We start from the raw sequence: 16,851 nt of genomic DNA, 5'->3' as shown, positions 1-16,851 counted from the left end.
GAGGGGGGGGACTCGAACCCCCACATCCTAAGGACACTAACACCTGAAGCTAGCGCGTCTACCAATTCCGCCACCTTCGCCCAGTGCGAGCAATATCAACGTGGATTATGGTGCGAGGGGGGGGACTTGAACCCCCACGTCCGAAAGGACACTAACACCTGAAGCTAGCGCGTCTACCAATTCCGCCACCTTCGCATACCATCGACACTCAAAAAGTATCGTTACCACGGAGGCGAATTCTAGAGATTTTATGCAGGGCGTCAACTGTTAATTATCGAACTTAACGTGATTGCCGAAAAAAAAGGCGTTTCTTCGGCTTTGGCGTTTTATGCAGGCCGGATAAGCGATAGCGCCATCCGGCGTTGCTCGATGTCACGCCGGATGGCGGTGTAAACGCCTTATCTGGCCTACAGCGGTTAGGCTTTTTTCGCCTGGCGCGTCATGATGGTGCGATAGACCTTGAAGCGCCCGGTCTGCGCGATAACTTCGTGGAAGCCAAACACTTCATCCAGAACCTTCGGATAAGGCAGGAAGGCGTTTGCCACGATACGCAGTTCACCGCCACTGTTCAGATGACGCACGGCGCCGCGAATCAGCGTTTGCGCGGCATCAAGGCTGGTCTGCATTCCGTCGTGGAACGGTGGGTTGGAGATGATCATATCAAATCGGCCCGTTACGTCAGAAAAGACGTTACTGGCGATGACGTCACCTTCAATGCCATTGGCTGCAAGCGTTGCACGGCTGGCTTCAACGGCGGCGGCGCTAACATCGCACAGGGTTAAGCGCACTTTCGGCGAGTGGCTGGCTAAGGCGACGGAGAGAACGCCTGCGCCACAGCCGACATCCAGCACTTTGCCTTTGGTGTGCGGCGTCAGCGTGGAGAGCAGCAGTTGGCTGCCAACATCCAGGCCGTCACGGCTGAAGACGCCCGGCAGCGTTTTGATGGTCAGATTTTCTGTCTGGTATTCATCCCAGTATTTTTCTGCATCAAAGACCGGCTGTTTTTCCAGACGACCGTGGTACAGGCCACAGCGACGTGCGCTGTCGACTTTGTTTAACGGTGCGTATTCGGCCAGCATCTGCTCTGCGCTACGTACGCCGCTGCGATTCTCACCGACAACAAAAATATCGGTGCCAACTGGTAACAGCGACAGAATGTTCATCAACTGGAACTGGGCTTCTGGCTTATTCTTTGGCCAGTAGTAGATCAGCGTATCGCTATCGGCAACGTCATCGGCCTGCGCGACGAGGCTGAAGCGGACGTTGTCGCCCATCTGGCGGTTAAGCACCTGCCAGTGGTGAAGTTGCTGAGTGTGCGCTCGGCTGGCGGCGCTTTCAAAATGGGCAGGCAGGTCATCCTGCAAATCACCGGCAAACAGAATACGGCTTTGTTCGAAATCATCACTGTGGCGCAGCAAGACTTCACTTGCCGGGGTAAAAGCAGACATGGAATGCTCCTTAAATTGTACAGCGGGGGATTATAGTTGTTTGATGGCACGGATTCGACAAATTTGCTATATTTGCGCCCCTGATAGACAGGAGTGTTTCGCTATGACATCCCGACGAGACTGGCAGTTACAGCAACTGGGCATTACGCAGTGGTCGTTGCGTCGTCCTGGCGCACTGCAGGGCGAGATCGCGATTTCCATTCCTGCGCATGTCCGTTTGGTGATGGTTGCTGCACAGTTACCCGCGCTAACCGAACCATTGATGAGCGATATTTTACGCGCATTAACCGTCAGCCCGGATCAGGTTTTACAACTGACGCCTGACCGTGTCGCCATGCTGCCGCAAGGCAGTCGCTGTAATAGCTGGCGGCTGGGAACCGAAGAGCCGCTGCTGCTGGAGGGCGCTCAGGTCGAGAGTCCTGCGTTTAATGAATTACGGGAAAACCCAGCGGCACGCGCCGCGTTATGGCAACAAATCTGCGCATATGAACACGATTTCTTCCCTCGAACCGACTGATTTACCCGCAGCATTTCATATTGAAAAACGCGCCCACGCTTTTCCGTGGAGTGAAAAAACATTTGCCAGCAACCAGGGCGATCGCTACCTCAATTTTCAGTTGAGAGTGGATGACGTGATGGCGGCTTTTGCGATTACGCAGGTCGTGCTGGATGAAGCTACGCTGTTCAATATTGCCGTCGATCCTGACTTTCAGCGTCGTGGGCTGGGGCGTGAGCTGTTGGAGTATTTGATCGATGAGCTGGAAAAGCGTGGCATTTTGACGCTGTGGCTTGAAGTGCGCGCCTCGAATGCGGCCGCTATCGCGCTGTACGAAAGCTTAGGCTTTAACGAGGCGACAATCCGTCGCAATTACTATCCAACGGCCGATGGTCACGAAGACGCCATCATCATGGCGTTGCCAATCAGCATGTAAGACAAGGTGTAATGATGAAGAAGTGGGACTGGATTTTCTTTGATGCCGACGAAACGCTGTTTACATTTGACTCGTTTACCGGCTTACAGCGGATGTTTCTCGACTATAGCATTACCTTTACCGCTGAAGATTTTCAGGACTACCAGGCCGTGAATAAACCGCTGTGGGTGGATTATCAAAACGGCGCGATTACCTCATTACAACTTCAGCATGCCCGTTTTCAGAGCTGGGCCGAACGCCTGAAGGTTGAACCGGGCCAGCTTAATGATGCATTCATCAATGCGATGGCGGAGATCTGCTCGCCGTTGCCGGGGGCGGTTTCTCTGCTCAATGCGATTCGTGATAAAGCGAAAATCGGCATCATTACTAACGGCTTTACCGCGTTGCAGCAAATCCGCCTTGAGCGGACGGGGCTGCGCGATTATTTCGATCTGCTGGTGATTTCTGAGCAGGTTGGGGTGGCAAAACCTGATTCCCGTATTTTTGACCATGCGCTGGAGCAGGCGGGCAATCCTGACCGTTCTCGCGTGCTAATGGTGGGTGACACCGCAGAGTCCGATATTCTTGGCGGCATTAACGCCGGGCTATCCACCTGCTGGCTAAATACGCACCACCGCGAGCAGCCAGCGGGCATTCAGCCGACCTGGACCGTAGCGTCATTAAGCGAACTGGAGCAGCTCCTGTGTAAACACTGATTGCCTCCCCCCCGTTGATGGGTAAAATAGCCGCAATTTTTCGTATTCAACTTGCCCGGCCCGTTGCCGTGCTTACCTAAGAAGATTTGACTATGACGTTGTCTCCTTATTTGCAAGAGGTGGCCAAACGCCGCACTTTTGCCATTATTTCTCACCCGGATGCCGGTAAAACGACAATTACTGAAAAGGTACTGTTATTCGGACAGGCCATTCAGACCGCCGGTACGGTAAAAGGCCGTGGCTCCAGCCAGCATGCAAAATCTGACTGGATGGAAATGGAAAAGCAACGTGGTATCTCCATTACCACCTCTGTGATGCAGTTTCCGTATCATGACTGCCTGGTGAACCTGCTGGACACCCCGGGGCACGAAGACTTCTCCGAAGATACCTATCGTACTCTGACGGCGGTGGACTGCTGCCTGATGGTTATCGATGCTGCAAAAGGCGTTGAAGATCGTACCCGTAAGCTGATGGAAGTTACCCGTCTGCGCGATACGCCGATCCTGACCTTTATGAACAAACTCGACCGTGACATCCGCGATCCGATGGAGTTGCTGGATGAAGTTGAGAACGAACTGAAAATCGGCTGTGCGCCGATCACCTGGCCGATTGGCTGCGGTAAGTTGTTCAAAGGTGTCTATCACCTTTATAAAGATGAAACTTACCTGTATCAGACCGGTAAAGGCCACACCATTCAGGAAGTGCGTGTTGTTAAAGGTCTTAACAACCCGGAACTTGATACTGCCGTGGGTGAAGACCTGGCGCAGCAGCTGCGTGACGAGCTGGAGCTGGTGCAGGGCGCGTCCAACGAGTTCGACCATGAGTTGTTCCTTGCGGGCGAAATCACCCCGGTCTTCTTCGGTACCGCGTTGGGTAACTTCGGCGTTGACCATATGCTGGACGGCTTAGTGGAGTGGGCGCCTGCGCCGATGCCGCGTAAAACCGACACCCGCGTCGTCGAAGCCTCAGAAGAGAAGTTCACCGGTTTCGTGTTTAAAATTCAGGCCAACATGGACCCGAAACACCGTGACCGTGTGGCGTTCATGCGTGTGGTATCCGGCAAGTATGAGAAAGGCATGAAAATGCGCCAGGTGCGCATTGGTAAAGACGTGGTGATCTCCGACGCACTCACCTTTATGGCCGGTGACCGTTCTCATGTGGAAGAAGCGTATCCGGGCGATATTCTCGGCCTGCATAACCACGGCACTATCCAGATCGGCGATACCTTTACCCAGGGCGAAATGATGAAGTTCACTGGTATTCCGAACTTCGCGCCGGAGCTGTTCCGTCGTATTCGCCTGAAGGATCCATTGAAGCAGAAACAGCTGCTGAAAGGGCTGGTTCAGCTGTCAGAAGAGGGTGCAGTGCAGGTATTCCGTCCGATCGCCAACAACGATCTGATCGTCGGTGCGGTGGGTGTGCTGCAGTTTGACGTGGTGGTTTCACGTCTGAAGAGCGAGTACAACGTTGAAGCGATTTATGAATCCGTCAACGTGGCGACTGCGCGCTGGGTAGAATGTTCTGACGTGAAGAAATTCGAAGAATTTAAGCGTAAGAACGAAATTCAGCTGGCGCTGGATGGCGGCGATAACCTCACCTATATCGCGCCAACCATGGTTAACCTGAATCTCACCCAGGAACGTTACCCGGACGTTCAGTTCCGTAAAACACGCGAACACTAATCGACCTTCCAGGGCACGGTATCCGCCGTGCCCTGCAACTTTTCCTGTCTTTTAAATCCCTTGCGGAATGTTCTTAAAACCTTGCGTTTTTCTTTTGTTTGCCTGTTTTTTAGTCAATTCGGGCAGCGATCACGAAATCCTGAACTATATTTAACAATGTGATGACATAAATATCGGCGTTAAATGCTTTTTAGGCTGCCTGTTGCAGCTTCTATTGCTGATATTTATTCCACTTACAAAATTAGTTGCTGGTTCAGGCCGTGTAACGGCAGAGCCTGGCTTTTAGCAAAACATACAGGAATACATCGATGACAATGACAGGACTTAAGATTTCTAAAACGCTGCTGGCCGTGATGCTGACCTCCGCTGTTGCAACGGGTTCTGCTTATGCAGAAAACGCCACGATGGATAAAGCGCAATCCGGCGTCGAAAGTGCGGGGCAGAAAGTCGATAGCTCTATGAACAAAGTCGGTAATTTCATGGATGACAGCACCATCACCGCGAAAGTAAAAGCCGCGCTGGTGGACCACGATAGCATTAAGAGCACCGATATTTCCGTCAAGACCGACCAGAAAGTAGTAACGCTAAGCGGCTTTGTTGAAAGCCAGGCGCAGGCTGAAGAAGCGGTGAAAGTGGCGAAAGGCGTTGAGGGTGTGACCTCCGTTAGCGACAAACTGCACGTGCGTGATAGTAAAGAAACCTCCGTTAAAGGCTATGCGGGCGATACGGCAATCACTAGTGAAGTAAAAGCCAAGCTGCTGGCCGATGATATTGTCCCATCCCGCAAAGTGAAAGTTGAAACCACCGATGGTGTGGTACAGCTTTCAGGAACCGTTGAATCACAAGCTCAAAGCGATCGCGCTGAGAGCATCGCCAAAGCGATTGATGGCGTGAAAAGCGTTAAAAACGATCTCAAAACTCACTAATTAGACTTAATTCGCCCTCCTGACGTTTGTCGGGAGGCGTATTGTGCACCACACTGAAAATATCGCCGATGGGTAGCCTGAGCGCTCATATCAAGCGGTGAAATTAACTATGGTAAAGGAGAAGCATATGTTTCGATGGGGCATCATATTTCTGGTTATCGCGTTAATTGCCGCTGCACTGGGTTTTGGTGGACTGGCGGGTACCGCTGCAGGCGCAGCGAAAATTGTTTTTGTGGTGGGTATCATTCTGTTTCTGGTCAGCCTGTTTACCGGGCGTAAACGACCCTAGTACGTAAACCGTAAAGATAACTTGCTACTGAGCCAGTCCAGCGGACTGGCTTTTACGGTTTTAGCTGCAGGCAATTTGCGTTACTTTGTTGTCCTATTACAAAAACAACAGGAAGGCAGAGGTGGGGCAGAGAATACCCGTCACGCTCGGTAATATCGCGCCGTTATCGTTACGTCCGTTTCAACCAGGCAGTATGGCGCTGGTGTGCGAGGGCGGGGGACAAAGAGGCATCTTCACCGCAGGCGTACTGGATGAATTCATGCGCGCGCAGTTCAATCCCTTTGATCTCTTCTACGGGACGTCCGCTGGTGCGCAAAACCTTTCAGCTTATCTCTGTAACCAGCCCGGTTACGGTCGTAAAGTCATCATGCGTTACACTACCCGACGTGAGTTTTTTGACCCGGTGCGCTTTGTGCGCGGGGGAAACTTAATCGATCTCGACTGGCTGGTGGATTCGACCTCGTCCCAAATGCCGCTGGCGATGGACAACGCTGAGCGCTTGTTTGCCGCGGGGAAAGCGTTTTATATGTGCGCCTGTCGGGGTGATGACTACACGCCGGGCTATTTTTCGCCGAACCGGCAAAACTGGCTCGATCTTATTCGTGCCTCCAGCGCGATTCCCGGGTTCTACCGCACAGGGGTTGTGCTGGACGGTGTGAATTACCTGGATGGGGGCGTCAGCGACGCCATTCCTGTGCAGGAAGCGGCGAAGCAGGGGGCGAAAACGCTGGTGGTTATCCGCACTGTGCCTTCGCAAATGTACTACACCCCGCAGTGGTTCAGGCGTATGGAACGTTGGCTGGGCGAAAGCAGCCTGCAACCACTGTTGAATCTGGTGCAGCACCATGAAGCTACCTATCGCGCGATTCAGAGCTTTATTGAGAAACCGCCGGGCAAGCTGCGTATCTTTGAGATCTACCCTCCCAAACCGCTCCACAGCATGGCGTTGGGAAGCCGTATTCCGGCCTTGCGGGAAGACTACAAAACCGGACGTCTGTGCGGTCGTTACTTCCTCGCTACCGTCGGCAAACTGCTGGGGAAAAACGTGCCGCTGCCTCGTCAGACGCCGAAGATTGTGGTGCCGGGACCGGTGGTGGTTCCTCCCGCGCCGGTGGCCAACGATGCCCACGCGCCGGTGGTGGCCAATGCGCCTCAGGCCAACGATACAACGTTTAATAATGAGGATTTGGCGTGAGTTATCGTTTTATCGATACGCACTGTCACTTTGATTTCCCGCCGTTTACCGGCGATGAACCTGTCAGCATTCAGCGCGCGGCGGAGGTTGGTGTACAGAGCATTATCGTTCCGGCCACCCAGGCGGCGAATTTTTCCCGTGTACTGGCGTTAGCGGAAAATTATCCTCCATTATTTGCCGCGCTTGGTTTACATCCCATTGTTATTGAACAACATAGTGATGACTGCCTGGACCAGTTGCAGCAGGTGCTGGATAAGCGCCCACAAAAGCTGGTGGCGGTAGGTGAGATTGGATTGGATCTGTATCGCGACGATCCGCAATTCGACAAGCAAGAGCGGGTGCTGGAAGCGCAACTTAAGCTGGCGAAGAGGTACGAACTGCCGGTGATCCTGCATTCGCGACGCACGCATGACAAGCTGGCGATGTACCTTAAACGCCATGCTTTGCCACGAACAGGCGTGGTGCATGGGTTTTCCGGGAGCGTGCAGCAGGCCGAACGCTTTGTGCAACTGGGATACAAAATTGGCGTGGGCGGCACCATTACCTATCCGCGTGCCAGTAAAACCCGCGAGGTAATGGCGCAGCTGCCGCTGGAGTCGCTGTTGCTGGAAACCGACGCGCCGGATATGCCGCTCAACGGCTTTCAGGGGCAGCCTAATCGCCCGGAGCAGGTAGTCAGAGTCTTTGACGTCTTATGCGAACTGCGCCCGGAACCTGCGGACGTGATCGCTGACGCGCTGTATCGTAATACCACGGCGTTGTTTGATTTTTGAATTCCGGATGCGGCGCTATTGCATCGCATCCGGCCATCACAGGTACAGCGCCGGGAAAATCAAATTATCCACCCCGCGTTCGCGCAATCTTTGCGCCAGGTGTTCCACATCCTCCGGCGTGGCGCTCGGCCAGTCCTTCGCTTCGCCATACACCCCGTGCGCATGAAAGGCATTCAGCCGTACCGGCACGTCACCTGAACCTCTGATAAACGCCGCCAGCGCATCAATATGCTGTAGATAATCCACCTGACCAGGGATAACCAGCAGGCGCAGTTCCGCAAGTTTCCCTTGCCCGGACAGAAAGGTAATGCTTTGTTTAATCAGCGTGTTATCGCGACCGGTCAACTGACGATGACACGTGCTGTCCCAGGCTTTTAAATCCAGCATTACGCCGTCGCACACCGGCAGCAGCTTCTGCCAGCCGGTTTCGTTCAGCATGCCATTGCTGTCGACCATACAGGTCAGGTGTTGCAGTTGCGGATCGGTTTTGATCGCACGAAACAGCGCCACAATAAACGGTAGCTGGGTTGTCGCTTCGCCGCCGCTGACCGTAATTCCCTCAATAAACAGTGCTGCCTTGCGAATATGCTGCAGCACCTCATCAACGCTCATGGTCTGCGCCATCGGCGTGGCCTGCTGGGGGCACATATGAAGACAGGTGTCACACTGCTGACATAAATCAGACTGCCACCACACTTTCCCCGCGCTCAGGCTCAGCGCCTCATGCGGGCAATGCAGCACACACTCCCCGCAGTCGTTGCAGCGTCCCATCGTCCACGGATTGTGGCAGTTTTTACAGCGCAGATTACATCCCTGCAGAAACAGAGCCAGGCGACTGCCCGGCCCGTCGACGCAGGAGAAAGGGATAATCTTACTTACCGAAGCGCATCTGCTGTTCATGGCTAATCACGCGAGGTTGTCGTTCCAGAATGCGCGTATTACGCGCGGCTTCTTCGCCAAGCCAGGTGGTGTTGGTGCGAGAACCTTCGGCGCGATATTTTTCCAGATCCGACAGACGCACCATATAGCCGGTAACGCGAACCAGATCGTTGCCGCTCACGTTGGCGGTAAACTCACGCATCCCGGCTTTAAATGCGCCGAGGCACAGTTGCATCAGCGCCTGAGGATTACGTTTGATGGTTTCATCCAGCGTGAGAATGTCGCTGATCCCCGCGTGATAAAACGCGTGATGCGGCGCGACGGTTTGCAGATGAGTGATCGGGTCTGGCTCATCGCCGTAAGGCAGGCGTGCCCCCGGCGTGGTGCCGATGTCAGAACTGATCCCCGACTGTGCATGCAGCATCGCACGCTGATTCCAGCCATATTTCACCGGGGTGTTTTCGACAAACTCCGCCAATTGGGCGCTGATGCGATAGCCAAGCTGATTGGCGAACTCATCTTTTCCGTAGCGCGCATTTTGTCCCGCCTTATCGCACAGTAGATTCACCGCCTCCGCCAGGCCATACATGCCGAACATAGGCACAAAACGTTCGGGATCAATCAACCCTTCCTGCACGAGGAAGCTATTCTCAAAGAAATGTGATTTTTCATAGAGGAATTCACATCGTGAATCAATGATGGCGATTTGCTGTTGGCAATAGTGCGGTAGAGTGCGCGTAAAGAAGTCATCGACAGAGGCGCTGCGCTCTGCGATGGCTTTCAGATTAAGCCTGACCAGCGTGCTACCACCCCCGGCGAGCGGCAAAGAGTTGTAACAGCTGACGACGCCATACTGGCCTTTTGTGAAAATTTTATCATTTTCAGGGCCATTGGAAATATGTGGCTTACTGCACTCGCAGATATTTTTCGCCACGCTGAGCAGCAGATCGTCAGGTGTGATTTGCGGGTCATAAATGAATGTCAGATTAGGTGAAACCTGCTTTAACTCTGCATCTGCGCGTAAAATTGCACGGGTAACTGGAGTATCGGCGGGGCCGATATTGGCATGCATAAACGCGTCTGGCAGGGTTCTGTCGAGATAACGCCAGAAACGTTTTATTCGAATATCGATCTCTTCTTGTGTTAGAATTCTAACATGCGGTTGCAGCAGAGCATCGAGCTGGCCGAGATAAACCGGCATCGACGTCACTGACGGAACGTGGTGGTACAGGATGGTGAGTAAGGATAACGCGTCATCAAGATCCTTTGCCCCTTCCAGCTCTAGCCACGATGAACCATTGGCCAGAAAACGCGCGTAATCGGGTAAAACGTAGCGCGGTTTGAACGGGGCATGACCTTCGTACATATCGCAGATTACCCCATCATCCAGCGCCTGACGTGCCTGTGCAGGTAGTTGCGGATAAGGCAGCGCGTTTTCAGCTTCCAGCGCCAGAAAGTGGCGTTTCTGCTCAGGGCTGAGCACCGGGCTGGTCACGATTTGTTGGCAACGCTGTTGCAGCGCGAGTTCGCTTGAAGTGGGCATCGTTGATTCCTTTTTGTCCCGAAGGTGTAACGCCATTGTAGAAAGCAACGCCGCCACAACCTTTGATCCGGATGCGCCTGATGCCACCGCATCCCTTTAGAAAAGGTAATTTATTTGAAGTAGATCTCATTAGAGTAATGCAAATCTGTATGTGGTTTTCATTAACTGTGATGTATATCGAAGTGTAATAGCGAGCGGATGTTAGAATACTAACAAACTCGCAAGGTGAAATTTTATACGGCGATGCCGTTGGAGAATGTTATGACCGATTTAACAGCAAGCAGCCTGCGTGCACTGAAACTGATGGACCTGACCACTCTGAATGACGACGACACCAATGAAAAAGTGATCGCGCTGTGTCATCAGGCGAAGACCCCGGTTGGCAACACTGCCGCAATCTGTATCTATCCGCGTTTCATCCCTATTGCGCGTAAGACTCTGAAAGAGCAGGGTACGCCGGACATCCGCATTGCAACCGTCACCAACTTCCCGCACGGCAACGACGACATCGAGATTGCGCTGGCGGAAACTCGCGCGGCGATCGCCTACGGTGCCGATGAAGTTGACGTGGTGTTCCCGTACCGTGCGCTGATCGCCGGTAACGAGCAGATTGGTTTTGATCTGGTTAAAGCTTGCAAAGACGCGTGTGCGGCGGCAAACGTGCTGCTGAAAGTGATCATCGAAACCGGTGAGCTGAAAGAAGAAGCACTGATTCGCAAAGCATCTGAAATCTCCATCAAAGCCGGTGCTGATTTCATCAAAACGTCTACCGGTAAAGTGCCGGTCAATGCGACGCCGGAAAGCGCACGCATCATGATGGAAGTGATCCGCGACATGGGTGTTTCTAAAACTGTAGGTTTCAAACCGGCTGGCGGCGTGCGTACTGCAGAAGATGCACAGCAGTTCCTGGCGATTGCCGATGAACTGTTTGGCGCTGACTGGGCTGATTCTCGTCACTACCGTTTTGGCGCATCCAGCCTGCTGGCTAGCTTGCTGAAAGCGCTGGGTCACGGCGACGGCAAGAGCGCAAGCAGCTACTAAGCCCGTAGGCCGGATAAGGCGCAGCCGCCATCCGGCATTAAGACGACTGCCGGGTGGCGCGTTGCTTACCCGGCTTACAACGGCCTTCTACTCTTTTCCCCTGGGGGTTACCGTGTTTCTCGCACAAGAAATTATTCGTAAAAAACGTGATGGTCATACGCTGAGCGATGAAGAAATTCGTTTCTTTATCAATGGCATTCGCGACAATACCATTTCTGAAGGGCAAATCGCCGCCCTGGCGATGACCATTTTTTTCCACGATATGACAATGCCTGAGCGTGTTTCGCTGACCATGGCAATGCGTGATTCAGGAACCGTGCTGGACTGGAAAAGCCTGCAGTTGAACGGCCCGATTGTGGATAAACACTCTACCGGCGGCGTAGGTGACGTAACGTCACTGATGTTAGGCCCGATGGTTGCTGCGTGCGGCGGCTATATTCCGATGATCTCCGGGCGTGGCCTGGGGCATACCGGCGGTACGCTCGATAAACTGGAAGCGATTCCTGGATTTGACATCTTCCCGGACGACGCGCGTTTCCGTGAAATTATTAAAGACGTGGGTGTGGCGATTATTGGGCAAACCAGCTCGCTCGCACCGGCGGATAAACGTTTTTATGCCACCCGCGATATTACCGCGACGGTGGATTCCATCCCGCTGATTACCGGTTCCATTCTGGCGAAAAAACTGGCGGAAGGGCTGGATGCGCTGGTGATGGATGTGAAAGTGGGCAGCGGTGCTTTTATGCCGACCTACGAGCTTTCTGAAGCCCTTGCTGAAGCGATTGTCGGCGTGGCAAACGGTGCGGGTGTACGTACCACCGCGCTGTTAACTGATATGAACCAGGTGTTGGCCTCCAGCGCAGGTAACGCGGTCGAAGTCCGCGAAGCGGTGCAGTTCCTGACCGGTGAATACCGCAATCCACGTCTGTTAGACGTCACCATGGCGCTGTGCGTGGAAATGCTGATCTCCGGCAACCTGGCGAAAGATGACGCCGAAGCCCGTGCGAAATTGCAGACGGTGCTGGATAACGGCAAAGCAGCAGAGATTTTTGGTCGCATGGTGGCGGCGCAAAAAGGCCCGACCGATTTCGTCGAAAATTATGCGAAGTACCTGCCGACGGCAATGCTCAGCAAAGCGGTATATGCTGATACCGAAGGCTTTGTCAGCGCGATGGATACCCGTGCGCTGGGAATGGCGGTTGTTTCCATGGGTGGTGGTCGTCGTCAGGCATCGGACACCATTGATTACAGCGTTGGCTTTAGCGATATGGCGCGTCTGGGCGACAGCGTAGACGGACAGCGCCCACTGGCGGTGATCCACGCCAAAGACGAAGCCAGCTGGCAGGAAGCGGCGAAAGCGGTCAAAGCGGCAATTAGCCTTGACGATAAAGCGCCAGAAATTACACCGACAGTCTATCGTCGTATTACCGAATAACTGTATACTGATCTGATCGCTTTTTTGCGGCGCAGATGTATGGAGAACAAGATGAAACGTGCATTTATTATGGTGCTGGACTCCTTTGGTATTGGTGCGACTGAAGATGCGGATCGCTTTGGCGACGTAGGTTCAGACACTATGGGACATATTGCAGAAGCCTGTGCGAAAGGTGAAGCTGACAATGGTCGCAAAGGTCCACTGAATCTGCCTAACCTGACCCGTCTGGGCCTGGTGAAAGCTCACGAAGGTTCTACTGGTAAAATTGCTGCTGGCATGGACGGCAACGCGGAAGTGATTGGTGCCTACGCATGGGCGCATGAACTTTCTTCCGGGAAAGACACGCCGTCTGGCCACTGGGAAATCGCGGGTGTTCCGGTTCTGTTTGACTGGGGATATTTCTCCGATCACGAAAACAGCTTCCCGCAAGAACTGCTGGATAAACTGGTAAAACGTGCCAACCTGCCGGGCTACCTCGGCAACTGCCACTCTTCCGGTACCGTGATCCTGGATCAACTGGGTGAAGAGCATATGAAAACCGGCAAGCCGATTTTCTATACCTCCGCTGACTCCGTGTTCCAGATTGCCTGCCACGAAGAGACTTTTGGCCTGGATAAGCTCTATGAGCTGTGCGAAATCGCCCGTGAAGAGCTGACCGAAGGTGGTTACAACATCGGTCGTGTTATCGCCCGTCCGTTTATCGGAGATAAAGCCGGTAACTTCCAGCGTACCGGTAACCGTCACGACCTGGCCGTTGAGCCGCCAGCACCGACCGTGTTGCAGAAACTGGTCGACGAGAAAGACGGTCACGTGGTTTCCGTCGGTAAAATCGCGGATATCTACGCTAACTGCGGCATCACCAAAAAAGTGAAAGCCACCGGTCTGGACGCGTTGTTCGACGCCACCATCAAAGAGATGAAAGAAGCCGGTGATAAGACCATCGTCTTCACCAACTTCGTTGATTTCGACTCTTCCTGGGGACATCGTCGCGATATCGCCGGTTATGCTGCGGGCCTGGAACTGTTCGACCGCCGTTTGCCTGAGTTGATGGAGCTGGTGGGTGAAGATGACATTCTGATCCTGACCGCTGACCACGGCTGCGACCCAAGCTGGACCGGCACTGACCATACCCGTGAGCACATTCCGGTACTGGTTTACGGCCCGAAAGTGAAACCAGGTTCTTTAGGTCACCGTGAAACCTTCGCGGATATCGGTCAGACGCTGGCGAGCTACTTTGGTACGTCGCCGATGGACTACGGTAAAAATATGCTCTGATGCAATTGCCCGGTGGCGCTTCGCTTACCGGGCCTACGGTTTTGTAGGCCGGGTAAGGCGCAGCCGCCACCCGGCAAAAACAACAATATAAAAGGAACTGAAGATGGCAACTCCACATATTAATGCAGAAATGGGTGATTTCGCTGACGTCGTATTGATGCCGGGCGACCCGCTGCGCGCAAAGCATATTGCTGAAACTTTCCTCGAAGATGTTCGTGAAGTGAACAACGTTCGCGGCATGTTAGGCTTCACCGGTACTTACAAAGGCCGTAAGATCTCCGTAATGGGCCACGGTATGGGTATCCCGTCCTGCTCCATCTACACCAAAGAGCTGATCACCGACTTCGGCGTGAAGAAAATCATTCGCGTAGGCTCCTGCGGCGCTGTGCGTATGGACGTTAAACTGCGTGACGTGGTTATCGGTATGGGCGCTTGCACCGACTCCAAAGTTAACCGTATCCGTTTTAAAGATCATGACTTTGCAGCTATCGCTGACTTCGACATGGTGCGTAACGCAGTTGATGCGGCAAAAGCGCTGGGTGTAGACGCTCGTGTGGGCAACCTCTTCTCCGCTGACCTGTTCTACTCTCCGGACGGTGAAATGTTCGACGTGATGGAAAAATACGGCGTTCTGGGCGTGGAAATGGAAGCGGCGGGTATCTACGGCGTGGCGGCGGAATTCGGTGCGAAAGCGCTGACCATCTGCACCGTATCCGACCATATCCGTACCCACGAGCAGACCACTGCCGCTGAGCGTCAGACGACCTTCAACGACATGATCAAAATCGCACTGGAATCCGTTCTGCTGGGCGATAAAGAGTAAGTTTTGTTGTGGCCCGGAGGCGCTGCGCTGGCCGGGCCTACGGGAATGCCGCTATTAATGCCTGATGGCGCTTCGCTTATCAGGCCTACGGGAGCGGTCTTGTAGGCCGGATAAGGCGCAGCCGCCATCCGGCAATTCGCCACTAATCGCTTAGCGAACGGCCTTCGCTACCCAAGCAGCCAGCTCACGCAACTCGCTTTCCTGATCTGGATACTCCGCAAGCAGCGCTTCACAAGTCTGCTGTAAAATATCGGCGCGATACTGGCAGCCCTGTAGTCGTTCTGCCAGTACTTCCAGCGGCGCAGGATTGAGGCTATCGGTGTAGACTTGGGTGCGGGTAATCACGCCTTTTTCGACGTCGAAATGCAGCTCAACGCCACCCCAGGTGAAACGTTCGTCCAGTAAATGTGAAAAAGCAGGCGCCTGACCAAAATTCCACTCCCAACTGCTCTGGCGGGCAAAGGTTTCGGCGAAGTTCGGCAGATCCGGCGCTTTGTCTGGGGAGATGATCTCGGCTTCTACGCGTTCGCCGTAGTGGGCAAAAAAGGCTTCCGTGATGGCCTGACAGACCTGTTGATGAGTGATGCCCGGTAACAGCTCGGTCAAATTCGCTACGCGCGAGCGAACCGAAGTGATGCCTTTGGCGGCAAGTTTCTTTTTATCGGGATTGAGATAGTTTGCCAGGCGGCTGAGATCGGCATTCAACAGCAGCGTGCCGTGGTGGAATCCGCGATCTTTCGTTTCCCGATAAGCAGAGCCGGAAACTTTGCGATCGCCGTCCGGCGTTTTCACCACCAGATCGTTACGCCCGGAGGCATCAGCTTCTACGCCCAGCGAATTCAGCGCATTGAGGACGATCGCGGTGGAGATGGTTTTGTCGTATTCCGGTTTACCAGCCATAAAGGTAAAGCAGGTATTGCCTAAGTCATGGAACACCGCGCCGCCACCGCTGCTGCGCCTGGCGAGCCGCACGTTGTCTTCTTCCATGCGGCGTGTATTACACTCTTTCCACGGGTTTTGCGCCCGGCCAATTACCACCGTATCGGCGTTACGCCACAAGAACAGAACGCGCTGCGTGGCGGGCATCTGGCGAAAAATGCACTCTTCGACCGCGAGGTTAAACCACGGATCGTAAGAGTCTGAGATAAGCAGGCGTAGTGTTGTCATGGTTGATTTCCCTTCTGTTTTACAGTTTTTACAGCTTTTACTCTATCTTCTCGTTGTCTTCTTCCTGCACCGGTTTGTTGGCAGTGAGAAGGAAAGGAGATTGCTGCCAGCGGGTACGCTTACCTTGCAATAAGGTACGGGTCAGCACTACACCGATTGCCAGTGACAGTAGCAGCATCAGGCGTAAGATGTTGGTGGTGTTATCCACCTGCTTGGCTTCAGTGGCAAGAGTGTGGGTATCCAGCGTCAGGCGCAGATAGCCCAGCGGACCATTTTTTCCCTGAATGGGTTCGACGATCTGCTGGTTAAAATAGCCTCCGGCTTTTTTGCCGTCGAGCGCCAGACGATCACGAACATTGACGCTCTCACCGGTGCGCGTAATCAGGTCTCCCTGTTCGTCGTACACGCCTGCGTCCAGAATACGGCTACTCTCCGTCAACTGTGTGAGCACCGCCTTAATACGCTTTTCATCCGGCGTTTCGGTACGCATCAGCGGGGCGACGTTCAGCGCGACCTGACGGGCCAGCGTGCGGGCCAGCTCTTCGAGCTGCGGATTACGCTGCTGCTGGTGGCTTTGACTAAACCAGGAAGCCCCCTGCATCAGCGCGACGAGCAGCGCAAGGCAGGACAATACAATCACTGCACGATGAAGTCGGAATTTTAGTTTTGTGCGAGCCATATTCCACCTGCTGAAAATTTGAGACTTAATGTTGCCAGAAGCGCTGGTTACAGGGTAGCCTCATGCGTT

The 16,851-nt window shown here is 53.7% G+C and carries 17 protein-coding genes and 2 tRNA genes; 12 read left to right on the top strand and 7 right to left on the bottom strand.

Translation table 11 applies throughout. The annotated features are described in order from the left end of the window. The 3 genes from OGV74_RS22210 to rsmC all read right to left on the bottom strand — a co-directional run bounded on the left by OGV74_RS22210 (window position 1) and on the right by rsmC (window position 1,448). Window positions 1-80 (bottom strand) — tRNA-Leu (locus OGV74_RS22210). 28 nt (window positions 81-108) lie between these two features. Continuing rightward, window positions 109-195 (bottom strand) — tRNA-Leu (locus OGV74_RS22205). Between the two features lie 221 nt (window positions 196-416). Continuing rightward, window positions 417-1,448, bottom strand: coding sequence for a 16S rRNA (guanine(1207)-N(2))-methyltransferase RsmC (gene rsmC, locus OGV74_RS22200; protein ID WP_003829990.1), 1,032 nt, complete (start codon window positions 1,446-1,448; stop codon window positions 417-419). 103 nt (window positions 1,449-1,551) lie between these two features. Between rsmC and holD the strand changes: the two genes are divergently transcribed. The 8 genes from holD to OGV74_RS22160 all read left to right on the top strand — a co-directional run bounded on the left by holD (window position 1,552) and on the right by OGV74_RS22160 (window position 7,940). After that, window positions 1,552-1,965 carry a DNA polymerase III subunit psi gene (gene holD, locus OGV74_RS22195; protein WP_003837254.1) on the top strand — a complete coding sequence of 138 codons (414 nt, stop codon included), beginning with the start codon at window positions 1,552-1,554 and terminating at the stop codon, window positions 1,963-1,965. Beyond that, a complete protein-coding gene (rimI, locus tag OGV74_RS22190) occupies window positions 1,934-2,380 on the top strand; it encodes a ribosomal protein S18-alanine N-acetyltransferase (protein ID WP_048219765.1) in 447 nt (148 codons plus the stop codon). Before holD ends, rimI begins: the two co-directional genes overlap by 32 nt. Window positions 2,381-2,394: 14 nt before the next feature. Then, on the top strand, window positions 2,395-3,075 hold the full coding sequence (yjjG, locus tag OGV74_RS22185; RefSeq protein WP_003019088.1) for a pyrimidine 5'-nucleotidase: 681 nt from the start codon (window positions 2,395-2,397) through the stop codon (window positions 3,073-3,075). Window positions 3,076-3,167: 92 nt separating this feature from the next. Then, a complete protein-coding gene (gene prfC / locus OGV74_RS22180; RefSeq protein ID WP_003019086.1) occupies window positions 3,168-4,757 on the top strand; it encodes a peptide chain release factor 3 in 1,590 nt (529 codons plus the stop codon). Window positions 4,758-5,065: 308 nt separating this feature from the next. Beyond that, complete coding sequence (gene osmY / locus OGV74_RS22175; RefSeq protein WP_003019084.1) at window positions 5,066-5,683, top strand: molecular chaperone OsmY; 618 nt, start codon at window positions 5,066-5,068, stop codon at window positions 5,681-5,683. Window positions 5,684-5,810: 127 nt separating this feature from the next. Next, a complete protein-coding gene (locus tag OGV74_RS22170; RefSeq protein ID WP_003019081.1) occupies window positions 5,811-5,972 on the top strand; it encodes a DUF1328 domain-containing protein in 162 nt (53 codons plus the stop codon). Window positions 5,973-6,093: 121 nt separating this feature from the next. Next, a complete protein-coding gene (locus tag OGV74_RS22165) occupies window positions 6,094-7,167 on the top strand; it encodes a patatin-like phospholipase family protein (RefSeq protein ID WP_086504866.1) in 1,074 nt (357 codons plus the stop codon). After that, a complete protein-coding gene (locus OGV74_RS22160) occupies window positions 7,164-7,940 on the top strand; it encodes a metal-dependent hydrolase (protein ID WP_032948474.1) in 777 nt (258 codons plus the stop codon). Before OGV74_RS22165 ends, OGV74_RS22160 begins: the two co-directional genes overlap by 4 nt. Window positions 7,941-7,976: 36 nt before the next feature. Here OGV74_RS22160 and OGV74_RS22155 read toward each other — a convergent pair whose 3' ends face one another. Together OGV74_RS22155 and OGV74_RS22150 are read right to left on the bottom strand one after the other, a co-directional pair. Next, complete coding sequence (locus OGV74_RS22155; RefSeq protein WP_048219763.1) at window positions 7,977-8,840, bottom strand: YjjW family glycine radical enzyme activase; 864 nt, start codon at window positions 8,838-8,840, stop codon at window positions 7,977-7,979. After that, on the bottom strand, window positions 8,812-10,362 hold the full coding sequence (locus tag OGV74_RS22150) for a YjjI family glycine radical enzyme (RefSeq protein ID WP_286521563.1): 1,551 nt from the start codon (window positions 10,360-10,362) through the stop codon (window positions 8,812-8,814). Before OGV74_RS22150 ends, OGV74_RS22155 begins: the two co-directional genes overlap by 29 nt. A gap of 261 nt (window positions 10,363-10,623) precedes the next feature. On the opposite strand from OGV74_RS22150, the gene deoC reads away from it, so the two are divergent. The 4 genes from deoC (at window position 10,624) to deoD (ending at window position 14,936) form a co-directional block, all read left to right on the top strand. After that, window positions 10,624-11,403, top strand: coding sequence for a deoxyribose-phosphate aldolase (gene deoC / locus OGV74_RS22145; RefSeq protein ID WP_003019042.1), 780 nt, complete (start codon window positions 10,624-10,626; stop codon window positions 11,401-11,403). A 112-nt stretch (window positions 11,404-11,515) separates the two neighbouring features. Beyond that, entirely contained in the window at window positions 11,516-12,838 is a 1,323-nt protein-coding gene (gene deoA / locus OGV74_RS22140) for a thymidine phosphorylase (RefSeq protein WP_003019040.1), read from the top strand. Between the two features lie 51 nt (window positions 12,839-12,889). Beyond that, complete coding sequence (gene deoB / locus OGV74_RS22135; protein WP_003019037.1) at window positions 12,890-14,113, top strand: phosphopentomutase; 1,224 nt, start codon at window positions 12,890-12,892, stop codon at window positions 14,111-14,113. A gap of 103 nt (window positions 14,114-14,216) precedes the next feature. Continuing rightward, window positions 14,217-14,936, top strand: coding sequence for a purine-nucleoside phosphorylase (gene deoD / locus OGV74_RS22130; protein WP_000224864.1), 720 nt, complete (start codon window positions 14,217-14,219; stop codon window positions 14,934-14,936). 150 nt (window positions 14,937-15,086) lie between these two features. Here deoD and lplA read toward each other — a convergent pair whose 3' ends face one another. Both lplA and OGV74_RS22120 read right to left on the bottom strand, forming a co-directional pair. Further along, window positions 15,087-16,103, bottom strand: coding sequence for a lipoate--protein ligase (gene lplA, locus OGV74_RS22125; protein ID WP_003019035.1), 1,017 nt, complete (start codon window positions 16,101-16,103; stop codon window positions 15,087-15,089). Between the two features lie 37 nt (window positions 16,104-16,140). After that, window positions 16,141-16,782: a YtjB family periplasmic protein gene (locus OGV74_RS22120; RefSeq protein WP_003019032.1), complete on the bottom strand. Its 642-nt coding sequence runs from the start codon at window positions 16,780-16,782 to the stop codon at window positions 16,141-16,143. Window positions 16,783-16,851: the final 69 nt, after the last annotated feature.

This window comes from Citrobacter sp. Cf116, assembly GCF_030336505.1.
GTDB lineage: Bacteria > Pseudomonadota > Gammaproteobacteria > Enterobacterales > Enterobacteriaceae > Citrobacter > Citrobacter freundii.
The sequence above is the reverse complement of the archived record's forward strand: the minus strand, read 5'-3'. Positions and strand labels throughout refer to the sequence as shown.

What these genes read in the sequence shown, in the direction of transcription:
- rsmC (WP_003829990.1), bottom strand. Translation starts at nt 1,448, where the DNA reads ATGTCTGCTTTTACCCCGGCAAGTGAAGTCTTGCTGCGCCACAGTGAT.
- holD (WP_003837254.1), top strand. Translation starts at nt 1,552, where the DNA reads ATGACATCCCGACGAGACTGGCAGTTACAGCAACTGGGCATTACGCAG.
- rimI (WP_048219765.1), top strand. Translation starts at nt 1,934, where the DNA reads ATGAACACGATTTCTTCCCTCGAACCGACTGATTTACCCGCAGCATTT.
- yjjG (WP_003019088.1), top strand. Translation starts at nt 2,395, where the DNA reads ATGAAGAAGTGGGACTGGATTTTCTTTGATGCCGACGAAACGCTGTTT.
- prfC (WP_003019086.1), top strand. Translation starts at nt 3,168, where the DNA reads ATGACGTTGTCTCCTTATTTGCAAGAGGTGGCCAAACGCCGCACTTTT.
- osmY (WP_003019084.1), top strand. Translation starts at nt 5,066, where the DNA reads ATGACAATGACAGGACTTAAGATTTCTAAAACGCTGCTGGCCGTGATG.
- OGV74_RS22170 (WP_003019081.1), top strand. Translation starts at nt 5,811, where the DNA reads ATGTTTCGATGGGGCATCATATTTCTGGTTATCGCGTTAATTGCCGCT.
- OGV74_RS22155 (WP_048219763.1), bottom strand. Translation starts at nt 8,840, where the DNA reads ATGAACAGCAGATGCGCTTCGGTAAGTAAGATTATCCCTTTCTCCTGC.
- OGV74_RS22150 (WP_286521563.1), bottom strand. Translation starts at nt 10,362, where the DNA reads ATGCCCACTTCAAGCGAACTCGCGCTGCAACAGCGTTGCCAACAAATC.
- deoC (WP_003019042.1), top strand. Translation starts at nt 10,624, where the DNA reads ATGACCGATTTAACAGCAAGCAGCCTGCGTGCACTGAAACTGATGGAC.
- deoB (WP_003019037.1), top strand. Translation starts at nt 12,890, where the DNA reads ATGAAACGTGCATTTATTATGGTGCTGGACTCCTTTGGTATTGGTGCG.
- deoD (WP_000224864.1), top strand. Translation starts at nt 14,217, where the DNA reads ATGGCAACTCCACATATTAATGCAGAAATGGGTGATTTCGCTGACGTC.
- lplA (WP_003019035.1), bottom strand. Translation starts at nt 16,103, where the DNA reads ATGACAACACTACGCCTGCTTATCTCAGACTCTTACGATCCGTGGTTT.
- OGV74_RS22120 (WP_003019032.1), bottom strand. Translation starts at nt 16,782, where the DNA reads ATGGCTCGCACAAAACTAAAATTCCGACTTCATCGTGCAGTGATTGTA.